Below are 22,278 nucleotides of genomic sequence, written 5' to 3' on the forward strand. Positions count from 1 at the left end.
TGCGCCATGGCTAACCGCCCAAAAGCCGCACGTAAAGTGCGGTGGACACTGGGTGCGCGCATTTTTCGGAAAGGTGATGATCAGGGCGTGCTGACCCACGCGATGACCAGTGGAACGGTCAGGATACTTGCGGCGGTCGACAGAAGGATAGCCGCCGATGCCCGATGAGGGGCGACGTTATAATGCGCGGCCAGCATATAGACATTTCCGGCGACCGGCAGCGCAGCGGCGGCAATGGCCACCGAGGCCGGAAAGGCGGCAATTGGCATGATCCACAGCAAGGCCACCGCCACACAGGCGGGATGAACCACCAGTTTGCAAAAACTCAACCACCCGGCGACCTGAACCCGTTCGGCGGATTTGGAGGCCAGCGACGCCCCGATGGCGAAAAGCGCGCCGGGTGTGGCTGCACCGCCAAGAATGGTCAGAAAGTCATTCAATGGCGCTGGGACAGGAAACTGCATGGCGGACCACAGCATTCCGGCCGAGATGGACACGATCATCGGGTTTTTTACCAGACCCAGTCCGATTAGTTTGAACGTGGCCGGGGCCAACCGCCCGTCGCGACCTGCATTGATCAGGATCACGATCAGCGACGAGAACACCACCAGATCAACGGTCAGCACCAGCATGACGGGGCCGATCGCGGCCTCGGTGAACAGAAGCGCGAGCATCGGAAGGCCCAGAAACCCCACGTTGCCGATAGCCGCGCACTGTGCCTCGACCGCGGCGGTTGGAATGTCGAGCCCGCGCAGCCAAGCGACGCAAGTGGCCAGTCCGTAGACGGCCACCGTGCCAATAAGATAGCCGATGACAAGGCGCGCGTTGAAAATCTCGGCGAAAGGCAGAGTGGCGGCAAACCGAAACAGCATCGCCGACAGGGCGAAATAGAACACGAATTTTGTCAGATAGGCCGTCGCCTCTTCGGTAAAAAAGCGGGTGCGACCGGCCCAGTATCCCAGGCCGATGATCGCGAAAAAAGGCAGGGTGCGCAAAAAGATATCGACCATGGCCGAAGTGTTAGCACGGTTTGGCAGAACGACAAGGCCGCGTATGTATGGTCATGGGGATCAAAGACCACGTTGGATACGTCTAGACAAAATTACCGGTTTTGTAGGGTTTCGGCGGCATCATTTTGTGCGAATCGTTGTGTCTGAACTAAACGGTTTATAAACTTTAACCTCTTCATCAACGGAGTGAGCATGTCAGAACCAGCCGCCATTTTGCGCACCGGACGCAAGTTCGATCAGGTATTGCGCGGTGCGCGCGAGGTGTTCATGGCGGATGGGTTCGAAGGCGCAAGTGTTGACGACATCGCGCGCGCGGCCGGGGTGTCAAAGGCGACGCTTTACAGCTATTTCCCTGATAAACGTCTGTTATTCATGGAAGTTGCGCAGACAGAATGTACCCTCATGGCCGAACACGTCGTGTCGATGGTGGACGATACGCTGCCGGTGCGCGACGTTCTGTTGATCACGGCCAAACAGTTGACCGCATTTCTTGTATCTGATTTTGCGCAACAGGTTTTTCGTATTTGCGTGGCCGAGCGCGACAGGTTCCCGGAACTGGGCCGCGCGTTTTTTGAGGCCGGGCCGAAACGCGGTACCGGCCACATTGCGGAGTATCTGCAACTGGCAGTCAAAAATGGCGAATTGGCGATTGAGGATGTGCAACTCGCGGCCGAGCAGTTCTCGGAGTTGTGTAAGGTGCGGATCTGGGCGCGGGCCGTTTTTGGAATTCAGAACCAGTTTTCGCAGGACGAAATAGATGCGGTCGCCTTGCAGGCGGTCGACATGTTCATGGCAAATTACGGGGTTCGATAGGTCGGGATTTGGTTAAACTTTAGGCATTGGGACGTGGCTTTGCGCGTCGCCTCAAGGCTGGGTTTGACTGCGCCGGAATAATAGCGAACCATCGGGTGTATGAAACCAAAGGCCCGGAACTTTTGACCAGTGTGAATTCCAGTTTCTCGCGCCGGCTGGCTGAGCTTGTCGCGCAGATCTACCCTGACAAGGACGTGCCGGACATTGCGAAGCGCGTGTCCGAGGCGTTCTGGCCAACCGGCACACATCGTCGCAAACAAGGACGCAAGCCGGGCAATGGTCTTTGGTCCGAGAAAGACAGCGTTCTGATCACGTACGGCAATTCGATCGAAGATCAAGTGCACAAGCCGCTTGATCTGCTGCATGATTTTCTGATCCGTCACCTGAACGGGGTGGTCAACGGCGTTCATATCCTGCCGTTCTTTCCATTCACCTCCGATGATGGGTTCGCCGTATCGGATTATTACAGCGTCAGTACGCAGCTGGGAGGTTGGCCGGACATCACTCGGATTGCCAGTGATTTCCACCTGATGTCCGATCTTGTGCTGAACCATGTCTCAAGTCAGGGTATGTGGTTCACAAATTATCTGCAGGGTAAACCGCCACATAACCGGTTCTTTTTCGAAGCTTCACCCGAGGATGATCTGTCTGCGGTTGTCCGTCCTCGCACCACGCCGTTGTTGCGGCAAGTCGATACCAGCGAGGGCGAGAAATACGTTTGGTGCACTTTCAGCCACGATCAGGTCGATCTGGATTTCTCGAACCCCGAGGTTCTGATCGAGATGCTGCGGATCATCCGCCTGCACATCGACAAGGGCGTGCGTATTCTGCGCCTGGATGCGGTGGCGTTCGTGTGGAAAGAGATCGGAACGAATTGCATCCACCTGCCGCAAACGCACGCTATCGTGCAATTGTTGCGGTTGTTGTGCGACTATGCCACCGAAACGCTGGTTCTGCTTACGGAAACCAACGTGCCGCGGACTGAAAACCTCAGCTATTTCGGCAACCGGAACGAGGCGCACGCGGTTTATAACTTCCCTCTGCCGCCTTTGATCCTGCATGCGATGCAATCAGGTACGGCGCAATATCTGCGTGAATGGCAGGCCGCGATGCCACCCGCGCAGCTGGGCTGCGCCTATCTGAATTTCACCGCCAGCCATGACGGCATCGGGATGCGCCCCGCCGAGGGCGTTTTGCCGCCCGAGGAAAAGGACCGAATGATCGACACGGTGCGCCGGATCGGCGGATTGGTTTCGATGCGCGCGCTGCCCGACGGGCGCGAGGAACCCTATGAGCTTAACTGCGGGTATTTCGATGCCATGTCCGAGACGTTCCACGGCCCCGATCAATATCATCTGGCACGGTTCATCTGTTCGCAGACCATCGTAATGTCTTTGGAGGGGATACCAGCCTTTTTCATCCATTCCCTTCTGGCCACGCCCAATGATCACGAGGCCGTCGAACGGCGCGGCATGAACCGGGCGATCAACCGGCACCGCTGGCACTATCCCGATCTGTTGGCACGTCTGGCCGATCCGGGATCAAATCAAGCGCTGGTTTTGTCAGAGCTGTCCAAACGTCTGCGCCTGCGGTCGCAGCAACCGGCCTTTCACCCCAACGCCACGCAGTTTACCCTGCGGCTGGATGATCGCGTCTTTGGCATCTGGCGGCAGAGTCTGGATCGAAGCCAGTCGATCTTTGCGCTGCACAATGTCTCGGCTGAATTGGTCCATGTCAGCCCCGCCGAGATCAATATGATCGCCGAAGAGGTCTGGACCGACGCATTGACCGGCGAAATCCTAGCCACCAACGGCCCGGATATTGTTCTGGCTCCGTATCAGTGCCGCTGGATCACGAACGCGGGCTGAATTCGTCCAGATCGTCGGATACGGCGGCCTTGAGACGCAGCAGAAACTCGGGGTCGGCCGAATGCACTCGGTTCCATGTAGGGATGAACGGCGTCTCATGCGGGTTGTCCAGAAACACCTGCCCGGCGCGAATGATGTTTTCGGCGAACAGCTCGATGGACTTCTCTTCCTTGTGGCGGTCCAGTTCCAGCCCGTTCATCTTGGCATCGGTATAGTAACCCTCGAGCAGATCCAGCGCCGAGCGATAGTAGGTCGCCTTGAGCGTGCGGAACGTATTGGGCGTAAACACGGTGCCATCGGCGGCCAGTTTGCGGAAGATCGCCTTGCAGATATCGGTGGACATACGCGACAGGCCGCGATTTGCGTCCTCGGGCGAAAGGTCTTGATGTTTGTGGTCGTAATTGTCGGCAATCTCGACCTGACAGACGGATTTCGGGGCCAGATTACGCCATGCTTCAGACAATACGCCGATCTCTAGCCCCCAATCGGATGGAATGCGCAGGTCGGGCAGGGTGGGGGTGCGGATGGCGAACTCGCCCGACAGCGGATAGCGGAAACTGCGCAGGTAATCGAGGTAGTCGCGATCCCCGATCACCTTTTTAAGCGCGATCAGCAGCGGGCTAACCAGCAGGCGAGTGACGCGGCCGTTCAGCTTTCCGTTCCCGATGCGCGGGTAAAAGCCCTTGGCCATCTGGAACGGAAAGGTTGGGTTCACCACCGGATAGACCAGACGATCCAGCATTTGGCGATCATAGGTCACGATATCGCAATCATGGATCGCCATCACCGAACTGTCGGCACAAGCCAGCAGATACCCTATGCAGGACCAAACATTCTTGCCCTTGCCCGGCTCTTGCGGCGCCAGTCCCAGTTCTTGCAGATGCGCCTGCAACGCAGTCAGGCGGGGGCTGTCATTCCAGATGACGGCATGGTTTTGCGGCAGATCGGCAAAGAACGCCCGCGCGTGGCGATATTGCGTCTCATCCGCTTGATCCAACCCAATAATGACGCGGTGCAGATAGGGCACTTGCGCCAGTTCGTGCAAAATCCCGGTCAATGCGGGACCTGCCAACTCTGAATAGAGGCAGGGCAGGATCAGAGTGATCTTGCGCGTCTCGGCAAAGACCGAGATTTCATGGGCCAACTGGCCAGCGGGTCTGCTGCGCAGGTTGTGCAGAGTGGTAATGTTTCCGTTCTGGTGAAAATCGGCCATGTCGTGCGCCTCGTTTTGTCAAAGATCCCGGGTCAGCGCCAAAATCGCGTCCGACCACCCTTGTGGACCTGCCTGTTTTGTTCTGAGAATGCGGGCTTCGGTATCGGACGGAAACTGCGATATCCCAGCGCTGTGAGGGTTGTGCACGACCACGCCGTGATCGGCCAGCTCCAGCATCTCACGGTCATTCGGAGCATCCCCCAAAGCGATCGTCAGACGAGGGGTAAAGTGGCTGATCACCTCGCGCATTGCGTCCGCTTTGGTCGTGCCAAACGATAAGGTCAGAAATCGGCCGCCTTGACGCGCGTGCAATCGGTGTTCCTGCGCGGCAGCAAGGAATGCTTCAAGGCCTGAATTGGAGCCGGTCCACAGGCCCGGTTCGCTGAACCGACGCTGCCGGGCAAGTGACGCCTGCTGGGGGTCGAGGTCCGTTAAATTGGCGATCTCGCTATTGGACATATCCCCGAACCCTTTGAAGCCTTTGGGCAGTTCTGCGAGAATTGCGCGCAGCTTAGCATAACAGGTTTTGCCGCTATCGGGCTGGTCCGGCCATAAAACGCCCGAGCCGTTTTCAACGATGGCGGGCATCCCAAAAAGTCCAAGTTTCTGTTGCAGAGGCAGAATTTCAGCCGCGGTTTTGCTGCTGGCCAAAACCAGACCGGCCTTCAGATCAGACAGGCGTTGAAGTCCGGGTTTGGCGGCTGCCCAGCTATAGTCGTGATGATCCAGCAGCGTCCCGTCGAGATCGGAAAAAACCAATAAATCAGGCGCGCGTGTCATGGCCGGGGAGGGGTCGTGCAAAGTTTCATATCGTCAAATTAGAAAACCATGCCCGAGCGAAGTAAATGTATGGCGGTGATAAATGCGCCAAATGAACAACCCGCGCCTAAAAAATAGGCGCGGGGGTACCCAGGTCACTCGATAAACGTTTTGGCCAACCGGTCGCTGATAGGTTGCGACAGGTAGGTAAAGACTGCCCGTTCGCCGGTATTCACAAACAGATCGGCGGGCATTCCCGGCACCAGATCCAGTGCCGCGATCGCCTGCGGCTGATCGGCGTCCAATTTGACGCGGGCTTTGTAGTAGGCCTCGCCTGTGCGGTCGTCTTCCAGCGCGTCGGCTGAAATGTCGAAGATTTGACCATTGGCTTCGGGAACATCGGCCTGTGCGAAGGCAGACAGGCGAATGCGCGTGGTTTGCCCGATATGCAGCTTGTCGATGTCGCCGGTCTTGACGCGGGCTTCGACGATCAGGGCCTGATCGGCGGGCACGATGTCCATGATCGGCTCACCGGGTCGGATCACACCACCGGTCGTTGATACCGCCAGGTTCACCACACGGCCGCTGGTCGGGGCCAGAACCTGCGTGCGGTTCAGACGGGCCAGCGTTCCTGCAAATTGCGGACGGACCAGATCAAGCTGGGCTTCGACTACGGCCAGTTCTCCGGCGATGACCTCATCACGCAGTTTCTGCTGGCTGATCAGCGACAATTCCAGTTCCTGCACCTGGTTTTCGGCTTGCGCGATTTGCGTGCGCAGCGAGGCATCGACACCATTAAGACGCTCCAACTCGATCCGGCGCGCGCTGACACGGGTGACAGCAACCAGACCTTTGGCCAACAGGGATTCCAGATTGGTCAGCTCACCTTTGGTGATCTCGATCTGGTTTTGGGTGCTTTGGCGTTGCTCATTCAAACCCGCGATCTGGGCACGCAGACCCGACACGCGCTGCGCGTTGATTTGGGCTTCGGTGTTGCGGGCGCGGGCCTCGGCATCGAAGAGTTGTTTCTGCGTCAGATAGGGCGAGACCCAATGCAGGCGCTCCATGCCTTCCTGAAAACCCGCAAATGCGGCAGCTTCGTCGAAGTGACCTTGGCCGCTCATCTGTGCCAGCAGACGGGCGCGGCGTACTGAAAGCTCGCCCAACTGGCTGCCCTGCACGCTAAGATCGACGTCGATCTCGGTGCTGTCGAGCCGCACGAGGGGTTGCCCGGCCTGCACAAACTCGCCATCCGTGACGAGGATTGCGTGAATGATGCCGCCATCCAGATGCTCGACCGTTTTGCGGTCGCCTTCGACCACGAACGAGGCAGGGGCAACTACTGCGCCGTCCAGTTTCGAGGCCAGGGCCCAATAGGCGCTGCCGCCGACAAAGGCCATCAGGGTGAAGACGCCGAACAGGATATAGCGTCCGATATTTGATGTGGTGTCGTTGATTTCCTTCAGCTGCGCCTCGTGAAAGGCAACTGCACCGTAGGATTGGGAGTGGGGAACCAAGTTTGTCATTGGGCTGCTCCGCTGATCTGAATTTCATTTGCAGGGCGTGGCGACGGGGTCGCAGCGCCGGGTTGATTGGGGGTATCAAGAACGTTGCGCCGGTTAACCTTCAGCACGTCGTCTTTGTCGCCGAATTGGGTCTGGTTACCGTCGCGCAGCACCATGACCTTGTTGGCCGCTTGCAGGGTGGCCGGACGGTGCGTCATCACGATCGAGATCGCTCGGCGGGCTTGCGCGGCCAGAATAGCGTCACGCAGAGCCTGTTCGCCTTCGGCATCCAAGTCCGAGTTCGGTTCGTCCAGAACCAGAACGAACGGATCACCATAGAGCGCGCGGGCCAGGGCCAGACGCTGGCGTTGACCACCCGACAGGAAAAAGCCCTTGCCGATGCGCGTTTCATAGCCGTCGGGCAGCGAGCTTATCAGCTCGTGCACACCGGCCTCGCGGGCGGCACGCAGAACTTCGGCGTCGTCGATGGCGATCGAGAAGCGGCCGATGTTTTCGCGGATCGTTCCGTCGAACAGCTCGACATCCTGCGGCAGATAGCCGATCTGTTTGCCGAGGTCTTCGTTGTTCCATTTCGATAAAGGGCTTCCATCCAGCAGAACCTCGCCGCGCTGCGGGAACCAGATCCCGGCCAGCATCTTGCCCAGCGTGGTCTTCCCTGATCCGCTATGTCCGATCACAGCCAGCACGTCACCCGGTTGCAGGCTGAAATCGATACCGCGGACCGTGGCGTTCATCGCACGCGGCGGACCAGCCTGCGCGATTTTGACGTCCAGAGATTTGAATGCGCGTGGCAGGTTCAGATTGGTCGGCGCTTCCGCATAATCCTCGGTCAGTTTCTTGATCTTGGCATAGGAACCGCGCGCGGCCAGGAAGGTGCGCCACTGGCCGATCAACTGGTCGATAGGCGACAAAGCGCGGGCCAGAACGATGGTTGCAGCGATCATCACACCGGCGGTGGATTCCCCGGTGATGGCCAGTGCGGCACCCAGACCCAGTATGGCTGATTGCAGGCCCATACGGATTGTTTTGGACAGTACCGAGAAGCTGGCCACACGGTCCGAGGCGCGCGTCTTGTACTGGTGCGCATCGGCTTGCAAGGCGGTCCAACGGCGCATCAGGTCTGACTTCATTCCCAGCGCATGCACAAGTTCGGCGTTCTTGTCGCTGGTGTTGAACAGCGCGTCAGAACGTCCACGCGCCTGCGAGGCTTGCTCCATTGGGCCGCGGGCGCGCGAGTTGTTGATCAATGCCATGATGGTCAAGGTCAGCGCGCCGACCAGACCCAGCAGGCCCAGCAGTGGGTGCAGAACATACAGCACCATCAAATAGATCGGGATCCAAGGGGCGTCGAAAAAGGCGATCAGGGTCGTGCCCGAGATGAACTCGCGGAAGCCGTTGACATCCTCGACCAGATGCTCGCCGGCGTCGCTTTCGCCCTGCACCCGGCGGCGCATCGCAGCGCTGAGGACGGGGGCACCCACGGTCAGCTCGAACCGGGCGGCCAGACGGCCCAGGATGCGCATCCGCATCAGGTCAAGGCAGGCGATTACAATGAAAACACCAACCAGAAGAACGGACAGAGCGATCAGTGTGTCGACGTTCTGGCTGGTCAGAACACGGTCATAGACCTGTAGCATGTAAAGCGGCCCGGCCAGCATAAGCAGGTTCAGAAACAGGCTGAAGAAGGCGACCGCAACAAAACCCTTGCGCAGTGACCCCCAGGCAATTTTGACGGGATTGGCTTGCTTGAACATTTCTTTGACCCTTTCCGGTTTGAAGAACGGGGCGACCCAAGGCCGCCCCGCAGTTGGTCAGTTACGCGACAAAGTCGTCGTCGCTCAGGTCGGTGCTGTTGACACCGGCGAGGCGGACGGACCCTTCACTGCCGAAGGTGATGACCGCGTCGTCGCCATCTTGTGCAACGTTGACACTGCCGTCGAAGTCGGGTCCGAATTCGCCGAACTGGAGCTGGTCCAGACCGACTTCGAAGTCCTGAATGACGTCATTGCCGAAGTTGCCTTCGAAGACGAAGGTGTCGTTGCCTGCGCCACCGATCAGGATGTCATCGCCACCCTCACCGTTCAGCACATCGTCACCGGCCTGACCGTTCAGGGTGTTGGACCCCGAGTTGCCCGACAGGATGTCGTCGCCACCATTCGGGCTGCCAGCGTTGTTCGAGCCGTTGATGTTTTCGAACCCAAACACCTGATCCAGGATTGCACCATCGGGTGCATTGACCTGTGCAACGCCGTTGCCTTCTTCATCCAGATCCAGAACAACGCCCGGCCCTGCAGTGAACAGCGCGGTGTCGATCCCTTCGCCACCGATGATCACGTCGGCACCTCCGAAGGAATGGATCGCGTCATTGCCGGCACCACCGTCGAGGATGTTGAACTCGTTGTTGCCAAGGATCAGGTCATCCCCGTCCGAGCCTACAACGTTTTCGAAGTCATCAACTTCGGCGACGATCTGGCCATTCTGGATGATGGCACCGTCCTGCGGACCTTCATCACCGCTGCCAGCAGGGTTCGGCGAAGGACCGCTGAGGTCCAGATCAACGGTTACACCGTCAAAGCTGGAGACGTCGATCGTGTCGCTGTCATCCGAGCCGACAACCCGCTCGATCGAGCGCAGGATGTCCACTTCGATCTGGTTGTCGATGACGTCCTCGCCGATGACACCTGTGCCACCAGTGGCTTCGGTATCCAGCGTTGCACCAGCATCTACCAGCGTGTCCTGCACGACCGGGCCGTTCTGACCAGCAGGTGCATTGTGCAAGTGCACAGCCGAGACAACACCCGGGATCGGCGTCAACAGATCAGCTTCGTTCAGGCCCGTCACGCTCAACTCGCTGGAATAGGTGACTTCACCGGTTTCCAGGTTTTGAGTGACGACGAGGGTCGCCTGACCGGTCGCTTCGCTGTCGGATGTAGGACCAGGCTCCTGCGAGGCGTCCAGACCGCCGCTCAGCGTGACAGTACGGATGCCATTCTCGGTCACGTCGCTGTCAACCAGCAGTTGCCCGCGAATTTCACCAGCCGGGAAGTCCGATGTGTGGATGTTGTAGTACAGGTTGCCCTGGACTGCCTGCTCCACGAACTCGGCGCCGTTGGTGATGGACGATCCGAACTGATCCGGTGCTGCAACAACCGCGTCGGTGACGGTGACGTTAAAGCCTGTGTCACGTGTGGCAGTGCCATTGCCGTTTGCATCCAGGCTGACTTCGACCGCGACATCCAGATCCGAGAAATCGGCTGTGTCGATGCCTTCGCCACCGTCGATGAAGTCATTGCCAAGACCGCCGGTGATGACGTTGTCTGCGTCGCCTGCGATCAGAACGTCATCTCCTGCGCCGCCCGAGATATCACCGTTGGTGGTGCCCAGGTCGACAAAGATGTCGTCGCCGTCGCTCAGCAGAACGTTGCCGTTGATCACGCCTTCGTCGTCGTTGACGATGGTCACGAAGCCTGCATCCGATGCGTCGATCGCATTGACCGTGCCGCGGATTTCGCCTTCGTTCAGGATCGCGCCAACCAGGTTCAGGCCGCCATCAACGCGGATACCTGCTGCGGCGTCCGAGTCCTCGGAACCGGCGATCAGGCCTTCGTTGACCACAACACCCGCGAAAGAGGCGTCGTCCTGGCTGGTGAACAGGCGCAGACCGTCACCGACCTGGTTGCCTTCCAGCGCATCTCCACGACCTTGCAGCGTACCTTCGTTGATGACTGCAGCGGACACGATGTCCCCCGACTCGTCGCCGGTTTGCAACGAAACGGCGGAACCGTTATTGCCTTCGCCTGCATCGACCAGACCCGAGTTGGTGAAGCTGTAGTTGTCAGCAGTGCCATCGGCATAGACGGTGCCGTTGCGCTGATCGCCAGTGCCAAGGATTTCGCCTTCGTTGACAACATCCAGACCGATCCCGTCGATGTTCACCGCACGGCTGTCCGATGTCACAGTGCCGCGGTTGACGAACGAGCCGCCTGTGTGATCACCGGTGCCAAAGTACACACCGTTCTGGCCGCCTTCGAACAGACCGCCTTCTTCGTTGATCAGCTGACCTTGGAAGTTGGCGTTGTTCACCGCACGGAACGCACCGACGGTGCCGTTTGCACCTTCGGATGCAACGGTGCCCGAGTTGGTGATGGTGCCCGAGAACGTGCCCGTGTTGCCGACATTGCCAATACGGATGCCGTCTCCGGCGCCGTTGGTGCCTGCCGCCGCGTTGCCGCGACCCTGGATGGTGCCTTCGTTGTTCAGCTCAAAGCTGTTCTCGCCTGCAATCTCAGCGCCAAAGCCCGAACCTTCATTGCCTTCGCCCGCATCGACCACACCGGTCGAGAGGTTGTTGAAGGTAAAGTCCTGCGCGGTGCCATCGGCATAGACTGTGCCGTTGCGCTGATTGTCGGTGCCAAGGATGTCACCGGCGTTGTTCACTTCCAGACCGATGCCATCAATGTTGAACGCGCGGCTGTCGGACGAGATGGTCCCGCCTTCCAGGTTGTTGAACACACCACCGGTGTGATCTGCGCCCTCACCGTTGACCGGGTTGCCGAAATAGACACCGTTCTGCACGCCCGAGATATCGCCCGAGTTGTTGAACTCACCCTGGAACGAAACGCCGTTTACGAAGCGTACGCCAGCAACGGTACCGTTTGCGCCTTCCGAGTCGATGGTGCCGGTGTTGTTGATGACCGCATCGGTGGTGCCGATGTTGCCGACATTGCCGATCCGCACGCCGTCACCGGCTGCGTTTGTGCCCGCTGCGGCGTTGCCGCGGCCCTGGATCGTACCGGCGTTGTCCAGCGTGAACGAGGTCACGCCGTCTGGTGCGTCACCGATTTCAACACCAAAGCCCGAGCCTTGGTTGTGCTCGCCCGCGTCGATGGTCCCGGTTACGAGGTTGTTGACCGAGAAATCATCGGCGGTGCCATCGGCATAGACAGTGCCGTTGCGCTGATCGTCGGTGCCCAGAATGTCGCCACCGTTGATCAAGTTAACGCCTGTGCCGTCGATGTTTACGGCGCGGCTGTCGGATTGGATGGTGCCAAAGTTCAGAACGTCAAGATCATGTTCACCCTGGCCGATATACAGACCGTTCGCGGCACCTTCGATCACCCCGGTCGAGGTGTTCAGGATTTCGCCTTCGGTGTTGGCGCCGTCGGCGATGCGGATACCACCGGCAGTGCCTTGGGTGCTTTCCGACGTAATCAGGCCGCTGTTGACGATTTCGGTTTCTAGGATGGTGCCCTCGGCGCCGTTGTCGACGCGGATGCCGTCGCCGGCCAGCGATGTGTTCGATGCTGCCTGACCGCGACCCTGAATGGTTGCGCCAAAGCCGTTGAAGATGTCGGTTTCGACACGATCGCCGACCTCGTCACCCACCTGCAGCGATACACCTGCGCCCTGGTTGCCTTCACCTGCGTCAACAGTGCCGCCCGTGAAGTTCGAGATCGAGACGTCCTCGGCGGTCGAGTTGGTGTAGATGGTGCCGTTGCGCTGATCGCCGGTGCCGATGATGTCACCAAAGTTGCGAACGTCGATTCCCTGGCCCTGAATGTCCACAGCCCGGCTGTCCGAGCTGATCACGCCGCCTGCAAAGTTGTCGAGGCTGCCCGAGCTTTCGGCGCCAGCAAATTGCACGCCGTTGAATTCGCCCACGATCTCGCCAAAGTTGCGGATTGAGGCGCTGCCTGTGACCTGAACACCGGTTGCCAGCGCGTCAGGGCCGTTGTTGGCTTCGATACGGCCGGTGGCGAAGTTGAAGATGTCGACGTCCTGGCCTTGGGCTTGAACAGCGGCAACTGCGTTGTTGGTGATGATTTCACCAAAGTTCAGCAGACGCGAAAAGTCGTTTGCCAGTACAAAAGCCGGGGTGTCATCAACCACGGTGCTTTGCGCGAAGTTGTTAATTAGAGTCTGACCATCACGAGAGGTCTCTTGCGCCAGCGTGGACGTCGTCAAGAGACGTGCGCGAAGGCTGCTTAGAAGTTGGGACAGCATTGGATACTCCGTCAAAAATTGTTTCGTTTTGCAGATCGCTCGCTGCGATGGGCGTTCCGCGTATCAAAGGGGTAGCCAGCCGTGCCGGTCAGCTAAAATTCATCCTTCGAATTGGGGGTATAACCAACGCAAATACTCACGTTATTCGTGAAGATTTTGAGCGTCGCTTGGCGTAAAAACAATGACTTAGCCGAAATCAGATCACTTCGGTAAACTATTCGGTTGCGACAGTTGACACTTATGTGACCAGACGTGATCGTGTTTTCATACACGAGGGGTAGCATTGGGGTAAGAATTGGTCGGCCCGCAGGGGTGCGACTCGGTTTTTATAGTTTGCGAAAATGAATTTCAGAGATTTGGAATATGTCTTGGCCATCGCCAAACATGGCCAGTTCAGTCAGGCCGCCGCGGCCTGCAATGTCTCGCAACCCGCATTGTCCAATCAGGTCAAGAAACTTGAGCAAGAGTTGGGAGCTGAACTGTTTCTGCGCCTCAATAACGAAGTGCGTCCGACAGCCTGTGGTCTACAAGTTCTGCGCCTTGCCGAACGTGTTCTGAACGATGCGCAAAAGATCCGCGATACGGCGACCCAGTTCCGCGACCCCGAGGCGGTTCCTTACACTATAGGGATGACGCCGACGCTGGCCCCTTATCTGACGCAGTATTTCTCGGACCTGTTCAGCGCCCTGTTCCCGAACATGCGTGTGACGATGATCGAGGACCTGCCGCATAACATGTTGCGCATGGTAGAAGATCACACATTGGATCTTGCACTGGTCGCCAAGGTCAACAACACCGAGACGCTGGAGTTCACGTCGATCTGGTCCGAGCCGTTGTTTCTTGCGGTGCGCGAGGGGCATCCGCTTTGCACCCTGCCATCGATTGCGCCTGAGGAAGTGCCGCGACACGATTTCATCCGCCTGCCGCATAGTTTCGGCTATGAGCTGGAAAACCGTCTTCCCAAGATCGACCCGGCAAACCGCGCCAGTAAGCGGTTCGACCTAAGCGCGCTGCGGTTCGAGACGATCTGTCGGCATATTTGTCATTCCGACGATTGTACAATCGTGTCGGCCCTGGCGGCCGAGCAATTCAAACGCGACCGCTGGCCTTTGTGCTTTATCCCCTTTGACGCGCCGGGCAACCTGCGCGATCTAGGCGCGGCGACCCGTCCGGGTTGTCCAAGACGGCCGCTTTTGGATCGGATCGGGGCGTTCGTTCTGGAACAGCCTCCGGTCGGTGTGGCCCCAACATTCCAGATGTGATCGCGGAAATCCGAAAACTTGCGCTGTATCAAAGTCGGCGCGACTGATTCCCCTCAAAGCTAGGAACAGAACCGGGCCGTCCCACGCCGGATGGCTGTCTTTGCGTATGCACGCGCTCGCGGACTCGTTAACTTTGTTGACAATGGATTTTGTATTTTGGATACATTGAGCAGTGATTTCGCGGCGGCAAGAGTCGCCAAAGCGTGTTCTGACAAAAAAGCACTAAGCGAAAACCAAACGAACGACATTTCTGGGAGAAACTCATGAAACTTAAGTTTTTGGCCGCAACCGCAGCGATTGCGTTGTCCAGCGCTGCGGCACAGGCAAATACGTTGGTCTATTGCTCGGAAGGCTCGCCCGAAGGTTTTGACCCGGCGCTGTTCACCGCTGGCACCACCTTTGATGCGTCCTCGCACCCGATCTACAACCGCCTGCTGGAATTTGAGACCGGCACCACCAATGTGATCCCAGGCTTGGCCGAAAGCGTCGAGGCCAGCGATGACGGTTTGGAATATACGTTCAAGCTGCGTCAGGGCGTCAAATTCCACTCGAACGACGAATTCACCCCAACCCGCGACTTCAACGCCGATGACGTGATCTTCTCGTTCATGCGCCAGAAGGATGAAGGCCACCCCTATAATCAGGTGTCTGGCGGTACGTGGGAATATTTCCAGGGCATGGGTATGCCCGATCTAGTCGAGTCCATAGAAAAGATCGACGACTACACAGTGAAATTCACGCTGTCTAAACCCGAGGCGCCTTTTGTCGCCAACATGGCGATGGACTTTGCCTCGATCCTGTCGGCGGAATATGCCGACGCGATGATGGAAGCGGGCACTCCTGAAAAGCTGAACACCGCGCCTATCGGCACCGGCCCGTTCTCATTCGTGGCCTATCAGAAAGACGCCGTGATCCGCTATGCGCAGAACGCTGATTACTGGAAAGCACCGGCGGATGTGAGCAATCTGATCTTTGCGATTACGCCTGATGCGTCGGTCCGTTATCAAAAGCTGAAGGCGGGTGAATGCCACATCATGCCTTATCCGAACCCCGCCGACATTCAGGCGATGCAGGATGACGCTGACATCAACATGATGGAGCAAGAAGGCCTGAACGTGGGTTATCTGGCTTACAACACCACGATGGAGCCGTTCGACAACCCGAAGGTGCGCAAAGCGCTGAACATGGCGATCGACAAGCAGGCGATCATCGACGTTGTGTTCCAAGGTTCGGGGCAAGCGGCCAAGAATCCGATCCCGCCGACCATGTGGGGGTATAACGAGGCCATCACCGACGATGCCTATGATCCCGAAGCGGCCAAGGCGATGCTGGAAGCCGAAGGCGTCAGCGATCTGTCGATGAAAGTCTGGGCGATGCCGGTTCAACGCCCCTATAACCCGAACGCCCGCCGCATGGCCGAGCTGATCCAGGCAGATTTCGCCAAGGTCGGCGTGGATGTCGAGATCGTCTCCTATGAATGGGGCGAGTACCTGTCGCGCTCAAAAGAGCTGAACCGCGACGGAGCTGTGCTGCTGGGTTGGACAGGTGACAACGGCGACCCGGACAACTTCCTGGCCGTGCTGCTGGGCTGTGACGGCCGCGAAGCCTCGAACCGTGCACAATGGTGCCACGAGCCTTTCGAAGATCTGATCCTGAAGGCCAAGCAGACCACCGATCAGGCCGAGCGCACCAAGCTGTATGAAGAGGCGCAGGTCATCTTCAAAGAGCAAGCCCCCTGGGCCACCATCGCACACTCGGTCGTTTACATGCCGATGCGCAACGAAGTGCAGGGCTACAAGGTCCACCCGCTGGGCGGCCACATCTTCTACGGCGTCAGCGTCGAATAAATTATCACTCACGGATCGGAGCCGCCCGCGTGGCGGCTCCGGTTTTCTTTTTTGGAGGTCGGCCCTCATGCCGGATTTGTCCGAGTACCGTCAACTGGCAAAGGACATGTCAGTCGATGCCGTGGCCCTCGTGCCCGGTCCCAATTTCACCCGCGCTTTGGGGAAACCCTTCATGAGCCACGAGCGACCCTTTGTGGTCGTGATCCCGGCCCAGGGCGCCCCTGCCGCGATTGTCCCCAATCTTGAACTTGGCACCTGGGCTTTGGTCGGCTTTGACGGTGCCGTGTTCGATTGGATGGACCAGACGGGCTATGACAGCGCTTTTGCTGCTTTGGCTGCGCATATGCCGCTGACATCGCTGGCTGTCGAAGGGCAGGTGATGCGGGTCTTTGTGTCGAAGGCTTTCACCAACGCGCTACCTGATCTGCGTATTGTGGATGCCGAACGCGAAATCTCGGGCTTGCGGATCATAAAGACCGATGACGACATCGCGGCACTGCAAGCTGCCATTGATATCTCGGAACGCGCGCTGGAGCGTGTGATAGCCGATGTGCGCGTCGGACAGACGGAAAAACAGATCGAACAGGCGCTGATTCAGGCACTGTTCGCCGAGGGTGCGGCCTCGTTGGCGTTCGCACCAATTGTGGCGGCTGGTGACAATTCGGCCCAACCGCATGGCAAGGCGCGAGCGGATTATCAGATCAAACCCGGCGACGCGTTGTTGTTCGATTTTGGCGCGCGCAAACACGGCTTTGCCGCTGATATCACCCGTACGTTCTTTGTGGCCGAGGTTTCGGACGAGGGCAGGGATGTCTACGACACCGTCCTGCGTGCCAACCTCGAAGGGTTCAACGCCTGTCGCCCAGGCATGACGGCGCATGACATCGACGATGCTGTCACCCGAGTACTTGAGGCATCGCCCTATGCTGACCGTATCCGTACCAAGACCGGGCACGGGCTGGGCCGCGACGTACATGAAGCGCCCTATATCATGCGTGGAAACCATCAGGCCATCCTGCCGGGCATGGTCTGGACCAATGAGCCGGGGCTTTATGACCTTGGAAATTTTGGTGTTCGGATCGAAGATGATGTTCTGGTGACGCAGGATGGCTGCCGGTCACTGACCCGCTTTCCCAAAGATCTCACAATCATAGGTCGCTGATGTTTGGCTACTTCCTTTCGCGCCTTGGAATGTTCGTTCCGACATTTCTGGGCGTGACGCTGATTTCCTTCATGTTCATCCGGGTGCTGCCCGGCGATCCCATCATCGTCATGGCCGGAGAACGCGGTATGACTGAAGAACGCTATCAAGAGATGGTGGTCAAGCTGGGCTTTGACAAACCGGTGCTGCAGCAATACTGGGACTATCTGGTCGGCGTTATGCATGGCGACTTGGGCGAAAGCTTTGTCACTAAGAAACCGGTCTGGGATGAGTTCTTTGCCCTGTTTCCCGCCACGCTGGAACTGTCGATCTGCGCAATGATCTTTGCGGTGGCTCTGGGCTTACCTGCGGGTGTGATTGCAGCCGTGAACCGAGGCAGGTTCTTTGACCGCGCGTTGATGTCCTCGGCTTTGGTTGGCTATTCGATGCCGATCTTCTGGTGGGCCCTGCTGCTGATCATCGTGTTCTCGGGCAATCTGGGTTGGACGCCGGTATCGGGGCGGATCGACCTGCTGTATTACTTCCCCAGCGTGACCGGGTTCATGCTGATCGACAGCCTGCTGTCAGGGCAGGAGGGGGCGTTTACGTCAGCCGTGCGTCACTTGATCCTGCCGACCATCGTACTGGGCACCATCCCGCTGGCGGTGATCGCGCGCCAGACTCGCTCGGCCATGTTGGAAGTTTTGGGCGAGGATTACATTCGCACCGCCCGCGCCAAGGGCCTTTCACCCACGCGGATCAACGGGCTGCATGCGCTGCGCAACGCTCTGATCCCGGTGATAACAGTGATCGGCCTGTCGGTCGGCACGCTGCTGGCCGGTGCGATCCTGACCGAGACAATCTTTAGCTGGCCGGGAATCGGCAAGTGGATGGTCGACAGTATTTTCCGCCGCGACTACCCGGTGGTGCAGGGCGGGCTGCTGATGATCGCTGTGATCGTGATGCTGGTGAACCTGCTGGTCGATGTCCTTTACGGCATCATCAACCCCAAAATCCGGAGGCGGTGATGGCCGAGCTTTCCGCAACCACCCCCAAGACCGAGGACCGCCCAAGCGCCCTGCGCGAATTCTGGTTCTATTTCAGCGAAAACCGCGGCGCGGTGATCGGGTTGTATGTGTTCATGGCCTTCGTAATCTGCGCGGCCTTTGCGCCTTTGCTGGCGCCCTACGACCCGACTGAGCAGTTCCGCGACCACATCCTGCAACCCCCCGCGTGGCAAGAGGGCGGCAGCTGGGCCTTTCCGCTGGGCACCGATCCATTGGGGCGGGATATGCTGTCGCGGCTGATCATGGGATCACGCTATTCTTTCTTTGTGGGCATCGTTGTTGTCTGTGTGGCCGTGACGGGCGGCGTGATCATCGGGCTTTTGTCCGGCTTTGCGCCGAAATGGGTCGATACGCTGATCATGCGGGTGATGGATATCATCCTGTCCTTCCCCTCGCTGCTGTTGGCGCTGGTGCTGGTGGCTATTCTTGGGCCGTCGCTGACCAATGCGATGATCGCCATCGCCATCGTTTTTCAGCCGCATTACGTGCGCCTGACCCGAGCCTCGGTTCTGTCTGAGCGGCAGAAAGACTATGTGACCTCGGCCCGTGTGGCGGGCGCGGGCAAGGCGCGGCTGATGTTCAAGACTGTGCTGCCCAACTGTCTGGCCCCGATCATAGTGCAGGCGGCATTGTCTTTCTCGACCGCCATTCTGGACGCCGCCGCGCTTGGATTTCTGGGGATGGGCGCGCAGCCTCCCACGCCGGAATGGGGCACCATGCTGGCCGAGGCGCGCGAGTTCATTCTGCGCGCTTGGTGGGTCGTCACCTTCCCCGGCCTTGCCATTCTGGTCACGGTGCTGGCGATCAACCTGATGGGCGACGGCCTGCGCGACGCGCTGGATCCGAAACTGAAGCGGAGCTGACGATATGAGTTTGTTGGATATCCAAAACCTCACTGTCGAATTCGCCACCGCCTCGGGCAAGTTCCGTGCCGTGGACGGTGTGGACCTCTCTGTCGACCGGGGCGAGCTGATGGCCATCGTCGGCGAAAGCGGCTCGGGCAAATCCGTGTCGATGCTGGCGCTGATGGGCCTGTTGCCTTGGACCGCCACGATCACCGCCGACCAGCTGAGTTTCGAGGGCATTGACCTGACCAAAATCTCGGCCCGTGACCGGCGCAAGATCATCGGCAAGGACATCGCCATGATCTTTCAGGAGCCGATGTCGTCGCTCAACCCCTGTTTCACCGTGGGCTTCCAGATCAAAGAAGCGCTGCGCATCCATCTGGGGCTGAACCGCAAGGATCGTCACCAACGCGCAATCGAGTTGTTTGACCAGGTCGGCATTCCCGCGCCGGAAAGTCGGCTGAACACCTTTCCACACCAGATGTCAGGGGGGATGAACCAGCGGGTCATGATCGCCATGGCGATTGCCTGCAACCCCAAGCTACTGATCGCTGATGAGCCGACAACAGCGCTGGACGTCACCATTCAGGCGCAAATTCTGGACCTGTTGGTGCGGTTGCGCGATGAACAGGGGATGGGTTTGGTGCTGATTACCCACGATATGGGCGTGGTGGCCGAAACCGCCGAACGCGTGCAGGTGCAATACGCCGGTCAGAAGGTCGAGGAACAACCGGTCAAAGACCTGTTCCGCACCCCGCGTCACCCCTATACCTCGGCGCTGCTGAGCGCTTTGCCGGAACGCGCGACTTCAAAGATGCTGCCAACCATTCCCGGTGTGGTGCCGGGGCAGTTCGACCGCCCCAAAGGCTGTCTGTTCAGCCCGCGCTGTCAGTTCGCGGACGGCACCTGCCAAGCCATCCCGCCCACACCGCATAGCGATTTGTTCGGCAAGGCGCGGTGTCACCATGTCGAAAGAATTGCAGCCGGAGAAATGGCATGACAGCTCCTATCGTTCAGGCAATCGCGCTGGCGCGACACTATGAGGTCAAGGGCGGGCTGTTGTCTAAATCGGCCACGGTCAAGGCCTTGTCGGGCGTCGATTTCGCGCTGCAACCGGGCAAGACACTGGCGATCGTCGGCGAGTCGGGCTGTGGCAAGTCGACCTTGGCGCGCGTCGTCACTATGATCGAAGAGCCGACCTCGGGCAGGTTGTCGATTGACGGGGTCGATATCACGCCGTCGAAATGGGCGCAGATGCGCGATACGGTGCAGATCGTGTTTCAAGACCCCTATGGCTCATTGAACCCACGCCAGCGGATTGGGCAAATTCTGCAGGAGCCGCTGATCATCAACCGCCCTGACATGTCTGCCGCCGACCGCGAAGCACGGGCGCGCGAGATGATTGACCTGGTCGGGCTGCGGTCGGAACACTATGACCGCTATCCGCACATGTTCTCGGGCGGTCAACGTCAGCGGATCGCAATTGCACGCGCGCTGATGCTGAACCCCAAAGTGCTGGTGCTGGACGAGCCGGTCTCGGCCTTGGACGTGTCGATCCAGTCGCAAATCCTGAACCTTCTGGTCGAATTGCAAGAGCGCCTGAACCTTGCCTATCTGTTCATCTCGCATGACCTGTCGGTAGTTAAACACTTCGCCGATGATGTGATCGTTATGTATTTGGGCCGCGCGGTCGAGCACGCCACGAAAGACCAACTGTTCGCCGCCCCCCGTCATCCCTATTCTAAGGCGCTGTTATCGACCACGCCGCGCGCGGACCCTGAGGCGCGCAAGGAACGGATCAAGCTGGAGGGCGAGTTGCCCTCACCCATGAACATCCCCAAAGGCTGCGCATTTGCGCAAAGATGTTGGCTCGCAACAGATGAATGCCGCGCAGCCCCGCCCGAGCTGTCAGGCGAAGCCCATCGCGTGGCCTGTCTGCATCCGCTGGACTGACCCTAGTCTTCGGGGTTTCGCGTTGCCGTGACCATGGCCAGCAACTGGTCTTTGGTGCGTTGGATGTGCCGGGTTAGCAGATCGCACCCAGCTTCCACATCGCGCGCGCGGGCAAGGGCCAGCAACTCGCCATGATCACGCTTGGCGGGTTCGCGCTGTTCCATGACGCTTAGATGCATACGGACATAGCGATCCGATTGCACATTGACCCGTTGCAGAATGTCATTGGTAAGCCCGCGCCCTGCCGCTGCATAAAGCGCCTTATGATATTCATAGTTCAGACCGCCCCAGCGCCCGACATCGTAGGCTTCGTAGGATTTCTCCATCTCATCCAGCAACCTTTCGCATATGGCGAAATCGGCTTCGGTCATAAGTGGGATCGCGCGGCGGAACAGGTCAACTTCGAGCAACACGCGTAGGTCGAATATCTCGGCGATTTCGTCCAGCGAGTGCGTGGTCACGGCAGCGCCGCGATTGTTGGTCAATTGTACCAGCCCTTCGGCATCCAACCGCTTGAGCGCCTCGCGGATCGGCATACGCGAGACATCATAGTCCTCGGCCAGCGCTTCTTGGCGGATGGTCTCACCCTCGGCCATCTCGCCGCTGAGGATTCGCTCGCGCAAGTCATTGGTAATGACATCTGGCAGGCTTTGCCGTGGGATCGCGCGGGTGCTTGGCATTGTGTTCATCTCGGGCAGTGCATTTTGTATCCAAAGTACAAACTGGAGGCGAGATTTCCAAGGCCTTAGCGAATGAGTATTTTGCGCACCCAAGCTGACCTGACATTCGGTTGATGCAGCCATTAAAATAAAACCCCAGACTGCTGATGCGATCTGGGGTCCATTGGTAAGTGATTTGGTGCCAGGGTTAGCCCTGAACAACATCCTGCCGTTGCACGCCCAGTCCTTCGATCCCCAACTCCATCTTGTCGCCGGGCTTCAGATAGGTTTGCGGGTTCTGTCCCATCCCAA

The 22,278-nt window shown here is 58.7% G+C and carries 16 protein-coding genes and 1 pseudogene; 9 read left to right on the plus strand and 8 right to left on the minus strand.

Translation table 11 applies throughout. The annotated features are described in order from the left end of the window. Positions 1-80: 80 nt before the first annotated feature. Entirely contained in the window at positions 81-1,010 is a 930-nt protein-coding gene (locus ACR0L1_RS13255; RefSeq protein WP_170789836.1) for an AEC family transporter, read from the minus strand. Positions 1,011-1,202: 192 nt separating this feature from the next. On the opposite strand from ACR0L1_RS13255, the gene ACR0L1_RS13260 reads away from it, so the two are divergent. After that, complete coding sequence (locus ACR0L1_RS13260; RefSeq protein WP_170773104.1) at positions 1,203-1,823, plus strand: TetR/AcrR family transcriptional regulator; 621 nt, start codon at positions 1,203-1,205, stop codon at positions 1,821-1,823. Between the two features lie 95 nt (positions 1,824-1,918). After that, complete coding sequence (locus tag ACR0L1_RS13265) at positions 1,919-3,691, plus strand: sugar phosphorylase (protein ID WP_480859302.1); 1,773 nt, start codon at positions 1,919-1,921, stop codon at positions 3,689-3,691. On the opposite strand, the gene ACR0L1_RS13270 is transcribed toward ACR0L1_RS13265, so the two are convergent. From ACR0L1_RS13270 to ACR0L1_RS13290, 5 genes are all read right to left on the minus strand, one after another. After that, positions 3,675-4,904 (minus strand): glycosyltransferase family protein, encoded by a 1,230-nt coding sequence (locus ACR0L1_RS13270; protein ID WP_480505888.1) that lies wholly within the window; start codon positions 4,902-4,904, stop codon positions 3,675-3,677. The two genes, ACR0L1_RS13265 and ACR0L1_RS13270, sit on opposite strands and share 17 nt — an antisense overlap. An 18-nt stretch (positions 4,905-4,922) precedes the next feature. Further along, complete coding sequence (locus tag ACR0L1_RS13275) at positions 4,923-5,705, minus strand: HAD-IIB family hydrolase (protein WP_480859304.1); 783 nt, start codon at positions 5,703-5,705, stop codon at positions 4,923-4,925. 113 nt (positions 5,706-5,818) lie between these two features. Continuing rightward, positions 5,819-7,189 carry an HlyD family type I secretion periplasmic adaptor subunit gene (locus ACR0L1_RS13280; protein WP_480859306.1) on the minus strand — a complete coding sequence of 457 codons (1,371 nt, stop codon included), beginning with the start codon at positions 7,187-7,189 and terminating at the stop codon, positions 5,819-5,821. Next, positions 7,186-8,943: a type I secretion system permease/ATPase gene (locus ACR0L1_RS13285; RefSeq protein WP_480505894.1), complete on the minus strand. Its 1,758-nt coding sequence runs from the start codon at positions 8,941-8,943 to the stop codon at positions 7,186-7,188. The genes ACR0L1_RS13280 and ACR0L1_RS13285 overlap by 4 nt, the downstream gene beginning before the upstream one ends. A gap of 61 nt (positions 8,944-9,004) precedes the next feature. Beyond that, positions 9,005-13,192, minus strand: coding sequence for a beta strand repeat-containing protein (locus ACR0L1_RS13290; protein WP_480859308.1), 4,188 nt, complete (start codon positions 13,190-13,192; stop codon positions 9,005-9,007). Between the two features lie 341 nt (positions 13,193-13,533). On the opposite strand from ACR0L1_RS13290, the gene ACR0L1_RS13295 reads away from it, so the two are divergent. From ACR0L1_RS13295 to ACR0L1_RS13325, 7 genes are all read left to right on the plus strand, one after another. Next, positions 13,534-14,454, plus strand: a complete 921-nt coding sequence (locus ACR0L1_RS13295; RefSeq protein WP_480859310.1) for a LysR family transcriptional regulator — start codon at positions 13,534-13,536, stop codon at positions 14,452-14,454. Between the two features lie 263 nt (positions 14,455-14,717). After that, a complete protein-coding gene (locus tag ACR0L1_RS13300; RefSeq protein ID WP_170773089.1) occupies positions 14,718-16,301 on the plus strand; it encodes an ABC transporter substrate-binding protein in 1,584 nt (527 codons plus the stop codon). Positions 16,302-16,368: 67 nt separating this feature from the next. Further along, a complete protein-coding gene (locus ACR0L1_RS13305; protein WP_480859312.1) occupies positions 16,369-17,463 on the plus strand; it encodes a M24 family metallopeptidase in 1,095 nt (364 codons plus the stop codon). After that, positions 17,463-18,470, plus strand: coding sequence for an ABC transporter permease subunit (locus tag ACR0L1_RS13310; RefSeq protein WP_170789827.1), 1,008 nt, complete (start codon positions 17,463-17,465; stop codon positions 18,468-18,470). The genes ACR0L1_RS13305 and ACR0L1_RS13310 overlap by 1 nt, the downstream gene beginning before the upstream one ends. Then, on the plus strand, positions 18,470-19,372 hold the full coding sequence (locus ACR0L1_RS13315; RefSeq protein ID WP_170785567.1) for an ABC transporter permease subunit: 903 nt from the start codon (positions 18,470-18,472) through the stop codon (positions 19,370-19,372). Before ACR0L1_RS13310 ends, ACR0L1_RS13315 begins: the two co-directional genes overlap by 1 nt. Positions 19,373-19,376: 4 nt before the next feature. Further along, entirely contained in the window at positions 19,377-20,354 is a 978-nt protein-coding gene (locus tag ACR0L1_RS13320; protein ID WP_480859314.1) for an ABC transporter ATP-binding protein, read from the plus strand. Beyond that, positions 20,351-21,307 carry an ABC transporter ATP-binding protein gene (locus ACR0L1_RS13325; protein WP_480859316.1) on the plus strand — a complete coding sequence of 319 codons (957 nt, stop codon included), beginning with the start codon at positions 20,351-20,353 and terminating at the stop codon, positions 21,305-21,307. The genes ACR0L1_RS13320 and ACR0L1_RS13325 overlap by 4 nt, the downstream gene beginning before the upstream one ends. Positions 21,308-21,309: 2 nt before the next feature. Here ACR0L1_RS13325 and ACR0L1_RS13330 read toward each other — a convergent pair whose 3' ends face one another. Together ACR0L1_RS13330 and ACR0L1_RS13335 are read right to left on the minus strand one after the other, a co-directional pair. Continuing rightward, complete coding sequence (locus ACR0L1_RS13330; RefSeq protein WP_170773079.1) at positions 21,310-21,987, minus strand: GntR family transcriptional regulator; 678 nt, start codon at positions 21,985-21,987, stop codon at positions 21,310-21,312. Positions 21,988-22,174: 187 nt separating this feature from the next. Next, positions 22,175-22,278, minus strand: a pseudogene (locus tag ACR0L1_RS13335) (2-hydroxyhepta-2,4-diene-1,7-dioate isomerase); the annotation flags it as partial.

The sequence above is a fragment of the Ruegeria sp. J8 genome, assembly GCF_056531925.1.